This window comes from Luteolibacter sp. (assembly GCF_058122085.1).
This window is the reverse complement of record NZ_JBIKBQ010000146.1, coordinates 1-8470: the sequence shown is the minus strand read 5'-3', so window position 1 is coordinate 8470 and position 8470 is coordinate 1. Positions and strand designations below refer to the sequence as shown.

At 63.0% G+C, this 8470-nt stretch carries 9 protein-coding genes; 4 read left to right on the top strand and 5 right to left on the bottom strand.

Annotation, left to right across the window (positions count from 1 at the left end):
* Nucleotides 1-135: 135 nt before the first annotated feature.
* Nucleotides 136-1023 (top strand): LysM peptidoglycan-binding domain-containing protein, encoded by an 888-nt coding sequence (locus tag AC4DF4_RS16960; RefSeq protein WP_490049295.1) that lies wholly within the window; start codon nucleotides 136-138, stop codon nucleotides 1021-1023.
* Between the two features lie 56 nt (nucleotides 1024-1079).
* Here AC4DF4_RS16960 and AC4DF4_RS16955 read toward each other — a convergent pair whose 3' ends face one another.
* The 3 genes from AC4DF4_RS16955 to AC4DF4_RS16945 all read right to left on the bottom strand — a co-directional run bounded on the left by AC4DF4_RS16955 (nucleotide 1080) and on the right by AC4DF4_RS16945 (nucleotide 4908).
* Entirely contained in the window at nucleotides 1080-1259 is a 180-nt protein-coding gene (locus AC4DF4_RS16955; protein ID WP_490049294.1) for a hypothetical protein, read from the bottom strand.
* A gap of 322 nt (nucleotides 1260-1581) precedes the next feature.
* Nucleotides 1582-3786, bottom strand: a complete 2205-nt coding sequence (locus AC4DF4_RS16950; protein WP_490049293.1) for a sulfatase family protein — start codon at nucleotides 3784-3786, stop codon at nucleotides 1582-1584.
* 12 nt (nucleotides 3787-3798) lie between these two features.
* Nucleotides 3799-4908 (bottom strand): hypothetical protein, encoded by a 1110-nt coding sequence (locus AC4DF4_RS16945; RefSeq protein WP_490049292.1) that lies wholly within the window; start codon nucleotides 4906-4908, stop codon nucleotides 3799-3801.
* A 75-nt stretch (nucleotides 4909-4983) separates the two neighbouring features.
* Here AC4DF4_RS16945 and AC4DF4_RS16940 point away from each other — a divergent pair, with 75 nt between their 5' ends.
* The 3 genes from AC4DF4_RS16940 to AC4DF4_RS16930 are packed head-to-tail and all read left to right on the top strand — an operon-like array spanning nucleotide 4984 to nucleotide 7498.
* Nucleotides 4984-6087 (top strand): MGDG synthase family glycosyltransferase, encoded by a 1104-nt coding sequence (locus AC4DF4_RS16940; protein ID WP_490049291.1) that lies wholly within the window; start codon nucleotides 4984-4986, stop codon nucleotides 6085-6087.
* An 11-nt stretch (nucleotides 6088-6098) separates the two neighbouring features.
* Nucleotides 6099-6701 carry an HAD family hydrolase gene (locus tag AC4DF4_RS16935; protein WP_490049290.1) on the top strand — a complete coding sequence of 201 codons (603 nt, stop codon included), beginning with the start codon at nucleotides 6099-6101 and terminating at the stop codon, nucleotides 6699-6701.
* Nucleotides 6702-6721: 20 nt separating this feature from the next.
* Nucleotides 6722-7498, top strand: a complete 777-nt coding sequence (locus AC4DF4_RS16930; protein ID WP_490049289.1) for a thiazole synthase — start codon at nucleotides 6722-6724, stop codon at nucleotides 7496-7498.
* 119 nt (nucleotides 7499-7617) lie between these two features.
* On the opposite strand, the gene AC4DF4_RS16925 is transcribed toward AC4DF4_RS16930, so the two are convergent.
* Both AC4DF4_RS16925 and AC4DF4_RS16920 read right to left on the bottom strand, forming a co-directional pair.
* Nucleotides 7618-7854: a hypothetical protein gene (locus tag AC4DF4_RS16925; RefSeq protein WP_490049288.1), complete on the bottom strand. Its 237-nt coding sequence runs from the start codon at nucleotides 7852-7854 to the stop codon at nucleotides 7618-7620.
* 22 nt (nucleotides 7855-7876) lie between these two features.
* Nucleotides 7877-8284, bottom strand: a complete 408-nt coding sequence (locus tag AC4DF4_RS16920) for a transposase (protein WP_490049287.1) — start codon at nucleotides 8282-8284, stop codon at nucleotides 7877-7879.
* Nucleotides 8285-8470: the final 186 nt, after the last annotated feature.

Genomic DNA, 8470 nt, shown 5'->3' with positions numbered 1-8470 from the left:
GTCATCGAAGGCGTGGATGACGCCTGGGAAATTTCCATCCTCAAGTTCTCTTTCGAGATGATCCTCCGCTCCCACGAAATCAACGCCTTTGATTTCAAGCGCCGCGGTCTCATTTAAGCCCTTCTGTTTTCGCCCATGAGCCTTTGGACGGTTTTCAAACTACTCGCCGCCTTGTGCGTTCTCGCGGTCATGGGTTTCACCGGCATGTTCGCCTATCACGTCGCCGTCAAGCCACTCGGCGGCGTCTTTGAGGAAATCATTCCCCATCCCACCGAAGTCATCGGCACGCAGCCCGACGCCGACTTCGCCAAGATGCTCGATTCCGCCGAGTTGCCAGACATCGACCCCGGCGAGAAGGCGTTTCAAAAAGCCCACGAGCTGCTCGCCCTCGGCAAGCTTGACGAGGCTCGCGAGAAACTAACCGCCATCGTCAACGTCTTCCCCACCTTCTCGTCCGCGCCCGTCGCCCGCCGGATTGTTGGCGAGATGAATCTCGATGAAATCCTCTCCACCACCCACATGGCGGGCAAAAAAACCCACATCGTCAAACGCGGGAACTCGTTCCTCGGCATCGCCGCCGAATACGGCACCTCCCTTGACTCGATCATGCATCTCAATGGCATGATGGAGCTCAAGAATATCCAGCCCGGCGAGGAACTCATCGTCATGCCGCTGAATTTCCGGCTGCTCATCGAACCGCAGCGCAAAGCGCTATCCGTGTGGGACGGTGCCCGTTTCATTCGCGAATACCCGGTCATCCATCTGGATGTTCCGGGCAAGTTGGCGCCCGGAAAAACCACCATCAGCTCGAAACTCGCGGAGTTGAGCGGCCACCAGGTCGCCCCGCAGTCCAAAGACTACCGCGCCGCCGACAAGGTCATCCAGATCGCCAAGCCCTCGCTCCAGATCCGCGGCGCGACCGAGGCCACCGACGCCCTGCCGCACGGCATCATCCTCCTCGCCCACGACATGGAGGAAATCAGCCTGCTCACCCGCGTCGGCAACGAAGTGGAAATCCGCTGAGACCGGCGGGTGAAATTAGCACCTTTCTAGCGGCGTCGAGTATCCCGGACGGCATCTCAAAATCCTTTGCTCTCACCGAGCACGACACCTTTCTGCTCGGGCGGATGGCGGATTGCCACCTCTGTGTTCCCGGCGATCCGGTGGCGGTGAAACTCATGCTCTCCCGCGCCCAGGCGGAACCCCGCGCTATCGAGCACTTCAAACGTGAAATGCAGGTCATCGCCGGACTCAAGCATCCCAACATCGTCCGCTTCCTCGACAGCGGCTCAGACCAAGGCACTTTCTTCTGTAGAACCCGTCCCCATCCGCGACCGCATGCCCGGACTGGAGAAAAACCTCGCCGCCGTCATCGACCAAGCCCTCGTCCGCAATCCCAAAGACCGCTTCTCCGACGCCATGAAACAAAACCGGCGAGTTTCGACCGGCGGGTTGCCGGGCAACTGTTACGCATCCCCGAATGAATGTGCCGATATAAGGGTGAATGCGTCAGGCGATGTTGACTCAGGACTTGAAGCGGGAGGCTTCAGGCACGCTTTCCCTCCTGCCGCGTGGTCAGGCTCACTGCGGCTCGCCGGCGGGGAAGATTTCCTCGATGGAGGATTCGCTTTGGTGGTCCATCCAGCGTTCGAGGGCGGCTTGCAGGGGAGCGAGGACTTCCGGGCGAGTTTGGGCGATGTCGGTCTCGCCGTGCGGGTCGTTGGCGATTTGGAAGAGCCCGAAATGACGGGTGCCGGCAGAGGTGGGGGTGCAGACGAGTTTCCAGTCACGAGTTCGCAGGCAGCGTTGCTTGGCCTCGATGAGGCGGGGGAGGTATTCCTTTTTCAGGACGAACTGATAGTTGTAGTCCGGATCGATGCCGGTGCATTCGTCCATCGGCGGGAGGAAGGGGCGCTCGACGCCTTTGACCTTGAACTGGATGAAGGGAAATCCGGTCTCGCCGTAAAACGGGCGGAAGGCGGGAGTCTCGGTCTGGTGGATCCAGCCGGCGAAACTCTTGCCCTGCCAGGTGGCGGATTTCTGCTGGCCGGTGAGGTCGGCGATGCTGGGGATGACGTCGATGAGCCGCACGGTTTCCGGGATGACCTGCGGCTGCGCGCCGGGAACGTGGACGATCAGCGGGACGTGGTTCGCCTGCAGTCCGCCGTTGAAGGTGAGGCCGTGGCCGAGGGTGACGCCCGGCTCGTAGAGGTCGTCGCCATGGTCGGCGGTGATGACGACGATGGTGTTTTCCGCGAGGCCGTTCGTCTTGAGCGAGGCAAGGATTTTCCCGACGCAGTCGTCGAATTGGCGGGTGCAGCCGTCGTAGAGCGCGCGGATTTGCGCCACTTCATGGGGCGGCAGGGCCTTCCATTTCGACTCGAGGTCGGTGCCGCCGATGAAGGAGTCGATGTCGAAGTCCACCTTGTTGCGGTTGACTCCCTGATAGGCGGGATCGGCGAACATGCTGCGGTAGGGTTCGGCGTTGCCGTAGGGCAGGTGGTTGCAGGAATAGAAGACGTGCCAGAAGAAGGGCTTCTGTTGGCTGGCGGCGGTGGCGAGGCGTTTTTCGACGCGGTCGGTGACGACCTCGGGGGTGACGAATTGGGCGAAGGCTCCGAGCTGGGGGAAAATTTGATAGCCCAGCGCGTTGTCGAAATAGAGCGGGACGACGAAGTGCGCCATGACCACGGCCTGGCTCATGTAGATTTTGAAATTGTCAAAACTCGATACGGACAGGTGCTCCATCCCGAGCGGCATGACTTCGTAGTAACCGGCGCACCAGTCGCCGATGGCGGCGGTGTCGTAGCCGCGCTGGCGGAGCAGGGTGGGGAGGGTTTCGATGTGTTTCTTGGTGGCCTCGACGGTTTCCCGATCCGGATACATCTGGCGGATGCCGTGGCTCTGCGGATATTGGGAGGCCATCAGCTGCACGCCGGATTCCATGGTCGAGGCGATGGAGGTATAGCAGCGCTCGAAATGGGTGGACTTGGCGGCGAGGACGTCGATCACGGGTGAGACGCCGGCACTGGCGATGCCGTCGCTGCGCTGCGGCTTGTAACCGGCGCATCCGAGGCTGTCGCCGCGCAGGGAATCGGAGCCGATGATGATAACGTTCATCGGCTTGCCGGTTGCGGTGGTTGTGGATTTCACGGCGTCGGCGGGGCGGTTGATGCCCGCGGTGAGCAAGGTGAGTCCGGCGGTAGCGCCTGCCACGGCCCAGCCGCGGCGTCCGTGGCGGTGGATTTGCCAAACCAACGCGATGGCGGCGACGGCGAGGGGAAGCAGGGTGAAGATCACTAACGAACTCGTGGGCCTGACGGCGTCCGGGAAAATTTCCATGATCCGGTAATACCAGTGTCCGAACTCGTCCTTGTTGAGGAAGTAGGGGCGGGTATCCACTAACCGGATGGTGAAATAGCCGTGCACGAGCGCCGTGATGCCAAAGCCGCGAAGCGTGACCGCGCGGCGGCTACGATACTTCGAACGCCGCGTCCACAGGTCGGCGAAGGGCTGGATGAGAACGACGGCGGCGGCGGCGAGCACGACGTAGGCGACGAGAATCTGCAGGTTCTGCCAGACGAGAAACCCGAGATATTTGTCGCGGGCGAGGGCGCTGAACTTGTTCGCCATCTCACCCGAGGCGTGCGCGAGCGTCCACAGGGCGACGCCATACTGGAACGTCAGGAAAAGCGCAGCGCCTAGCAGGAGCTGTGGAAATCCCGCGGCGGGAACCGATGGCGGCTTGTCGTCAGACGAGTTCAAAGCAGGGGTAGCTGGAGTCATTCGGCGGGTGCTTCAAGAGCTCGGATCCGGCGGATCGATGTGGAGCCAGCGGGGGCTCAGCATTTTTTCGATCACCACTCCGCGGCGCGACTGGAGCCCCTCGGGGACGTTGACGCGGAGAATGATGGAGGCCCGTTTTGCCTGGCTCAGGTTCAAGATCTCAAGGATGTCGCGGGAGGCTTGCTCCGATTTTTTGGCGTAACCGAAGAGGGTTTCCTCACTGTCCAGGGCGGTGAGGCGGAAGCAGTTCCAGACGTTGGGGTCGGAGAATTCGTGACTGAAAAACGTGTCCTGCTCGGCGTAAACCCGGAAGTCGAGGGTGGTGCTTTCCGGGCGCTCGGTGACGAAGGTGTCCCATTTCATCGGCTGATAGCAGACCAGGGTTTCCCAGTCGATCCGCGGCTCGCCGGAATCGAGGATTTCGATGAGCAGGTTGCGGGTTCCATGGCTGGCGAGCTCCACCGTCGCCATCCAGAAGTTGCCGTGGGTGCCGAGGGTGACGGGTTGGAGAATCGTGGTCCGGCGGATGCTCTGCGTGGGGATCGGCTTGTCGCCGTAATAGGCGTGCATCAAGGGGGTCACCCGCTCGGGATGGCGGACCTGGCGGGCCAGCTCGCGAATGTCGGTGGTGTCAAAAAATTTCCGGGTGGCGGCCTCGATCCGGGCGATCAGATCGCTGGCCTTCTGGTCTTCCCGCGCGTTGTAATCGACGATGGACTCGGTGGCGAACTGGATTTTTTTGGCTTGGACGTCGGCTTTTTGGATCCCGCTCAAGGACCAGATGACCGCGGCGGCGAGCAGCGTCCCGAAGAGGATGAACCAACCCCAAGGGACGTTTTGACGGTGGAATGAGTCTTTCGCCCAAGCCTGCTCCACCAAATCGGGGTTGGCGTCGGCCTTGTTGATGAGCTCCTCGATGCCAGGCTGGTGGGTGCGGAATTCGACGTCCTCGCGCGCCGGCACACTGAGGCGCTGGCTCACCAAGGCGGCTTCCGGCGCGGCGAGGCGGACGGGTTTTTCCCGCTGCTCGGTTTCTTTATTTGCAAGCCGGATGACGGGTGACAGCTGTTCGGCGGCTTCATCCACCGGCTTCAACTCCAGTTTTTTTGTCTCGCGGGCCATCTGCGACGGAAACAAAGCTGCAAAACTCCATCGACGCAACGCTACACTCACTCTAAATCTCCCGCGCCACCCGTCATGCCCGCACCGCCGCGTATCCTCATCATCACCGCCGCCTTCGGCGAGGGGCACAACAGCGCCGCCCGGAACCTCGCTCTCGCGCTCGACGCCGCCGGCGCGGTCACCCAGGTGAGCGACCCCTGCATGCTCGGCGCTCCTCGCCTGACGGCCATGGTCAACAGCGGCTATCGCTATGTGACGACCCATTTCCCGCAAATCTGGGCGAAAATCTACCGCTCCACCGACCGCTGCGATTTGAGCAAGCAGGACTCGCCGCCCCTGCGGATGGCCCAGTCAGCGCTTGCCGGCTTGATCGGGGAATTCCGGCCCGACGCCATCGTCAGCACCTATCCGCTCTATCCGTATTTGCTGACGCGGATCTTCGCCGGCCCCGTGGCGGGGATTCCGGTGTTCGTCGTCGTCACTGATTCCATCGAGATCAACGCCGCCTGGCTGCGCGCGCGGTGCGACCGCTGGCTCGTCACCGACCCCGCCACCCGCGAAATGATGGCGCGCGCCGGACTGCCCGGCGAGAAGGTCATCGACACCGGTTTCCCCGTGCATCCGGCTTTTTCCCGGATCGCGCCCGTCGAATCCGCCGCCGCCTGCGATCCGTTCCGGATTCTCTATTTCCCCACGGCGAAGCTGCCCTTCGTCCGCCGCCACAGCCGGGCGCTGCTCGACGCGTCGCCCGCCGTCCACCTCACCATCGTCCTCGGGCGGAACGTGCGGCTGCTCTACTCCCGCGCGCGGGAAATCCAGAAAGCCTATCCGGGCCGCGTCCGGCTCGTCGGCTGGACCCGCCGCGTCCCGCAACTCCTCAACCAGCACCACCTCGTCGTCGGCAAGGCCGGCGGCGCCACCGTTCATGAGGCCATCGCCGCCCGCTGCCCGATGCTCATCCACCACCTCGTGCCTGGTCAGGAGGAGGGAAACCTCCGGCTCCTTGAAATCATCGGCGGCGGCCACCTCGCCGAGACACCCGCGGCCCTCACCCGCAGCGTGGGCGATCTTCTGTCCGACCACGCCGCCGGCTGGCGCGCCATGAAAAACTCCCTCGCCCGCCACGGCCGCAACGCCGGCGCCATCACCGCTGCCAGATTGATTCTCGACGAAATCTGAAATCCCACTGCATGACCTTCCTCTTCGACATCGGCCGCGTTCTTCTCGACTTCAATTTCGAGGGCTCACTCGCACGCCTGTTTCCCGACGGCGACTCTCACCTCGCCGCGCGGATGGATCGGATGCTCGACCGCAAGGATGAGTTCGAAGCCGGCCGGATCGAGGTGGACGCCTACATCTCCTGGGCCATCGAGGTGATCGGCAGCCCGGTCACGCCGGCCGAATTCCGCCACGCCTGGCAGCAGATTTTCACCCCCAACGAGCCGATGTGGGCCTGCGTCCGCAAGCTGGCCGGCGAGGGCCACCGGCTGATTCTTTTCTCCAACACCAACGGCATCCATTGTCCCTGGGTTTTTGAAGAATTCCCCGAGTTCGACCTGTTCGCCGCCGCCGTGCTCTCCTTCCAGACCGGCTTCATCAAGCCCGAGCCCGAGATTTATCGTCACGCCATCGATACGCACGGCCTCGTCCCCGCGGACACCCTCTACATCGACGACCTCCCGCAAAACATCGCCACCGGCCGCGAGCTCGGCTTCCGTTGCTGGCAATACGACCTCAACGACCACGCCTCCTTCGAGACCTGGCTCGCCGAGAATTTAAAATCCAAAATCTAAAATTCAAAATCTCTTCCTCCATGTCCACCCTCACCATCGCCGGCCGCGAGTTCAGCTCCCGCCTCTTCCTCGGCACCGGCAAGTTTCCCTCCAATGAATCCATGCGAGACGCCCTCGCCGCCAGCGGCACCCAGATCGTCACCGTCGCCCTCCGCCGCGCCGATCTCACCGGCAAGCGCGACCCCTATGCCAACATCCTCGAATTCATCGACTCGGAAAAATACCTGCTCCTTCCCAACACCAGCGGCGCCATGAACGCCGAGGAAGCCGTCCGCCTCGCCCGCCTTGCCGCCGCCGCCGGACTGCCCAAGTGGGTCAAACTCGAAATCCATCCGGATCCCACCTACCTCCTTCCCGACCCCATCGAAACCCTCAAGGCCGCGGAAATCCTCGTCAAGGAAGGCTTCACCGTCCTGCCCTACATCAACGCCGACCCCGTCCTCGCCAAGCGCCTGCAGGAAGCCGGCACCGCCACCGTCATGCCGCTCGGCGCGCCCATCGGCTCCAACCGCGGCGTCGTCACCCGCGACCAGATCCGCATCATTATCGAGCAAGCCATCGTCCCCGTCATCGTCGATGCCGGGCTCGGCGCGCCCAGCCACGCCGCGGAAGCCATGGAACTCGGCGCGGATGCCGTGCTCATCAACACCGCCATCGCCATCGCCAGCGACCCGGTGCGCATGGCCGTCGCCTTCAAGCAAGCCGTCCAGGCCGGCCGCGAAGCCTACGAACTCGGCCTCCCGGAAACCAGCCATCACGCCCACGCCACCAGCCCGCTCACCGGATTTCTCGGGTAGGCAATCATATATTTCTGGAAATATCCTTGAAAGAGAGCTTCACCGCCCGAATCCGAAGGAGCGGTGGGTCTTGATTTTGGATCTGGACGCGTCGTCAATCCGGGATCTCCTGGAGCCGGTCATGCCCACGGCGGATTTTTGCACGGGTCATCGGCGGGGTGAGGTGATGGTGGCGAATCCTCCCCCCGCGCGGCGTCCGGCGGGAGCGTGCAGAGGTAGAGGATGGTTTCCCGGGTGGTTTGTCCTTTCTGTTTGCCCTTGAGAAAGGTGGTGGTCCGGGTGATTTCCAACACGGATCGCACATGTGCGCTGCAAAGCGTCTCGGCATCGGCCGCGACCCATCGCGGTTCGCGCAATTCGTGGCGCGATCGGTTGTTCTTATCCTCGCTTGCGGCGGTAGCGCACGGCACGGGCACCAGCGGCATCGTTTCCTTGCTGCCGCCCGACGAGGGGGGGAATGACCGCTGGCGAGCGGTCTGGCAGGCAGGCGGCGGCGCGGGCGGGAAGTTCGGGTTGGTTGCCTTTGACGGGGATGAGGAAATCCGCGCCGTTGTCCTGATAGGCCTGGCGCATGGTTTGCTGGCAGGAATGGAGCGCGTCGAGCATGAGCAGCTTGCCGTCTAGCGGGCCGAGCTTTTCGAGCAAGGCCCTGGCGGCCGGGATTTCATTGCTTTTCTCCTCCACGGCCACCGTGCCGATGACCCGTCCCGACGGCAGGCTCTGGGCGCTGACAAGCTGGGGTTTCTGCTCGTCCTTGAGATGCGGACCATGATGGAGAGGAGGCATTGCAAGGAGTAGTCCTTGCCCTTCTTGGCCCGCCAATCCGGAACCTGCCGGCACAAAACTAACAGCCGCCGGATTTCAACCATCGTGAGATCGGCGCGTGGAACGACGGCGTCCTCGACGTGTTGCAAATCGGCGGGCAGGCGGGCGGCCCGCAATGTGGCACAGGCCTTGGGACGCAGTTCGCGC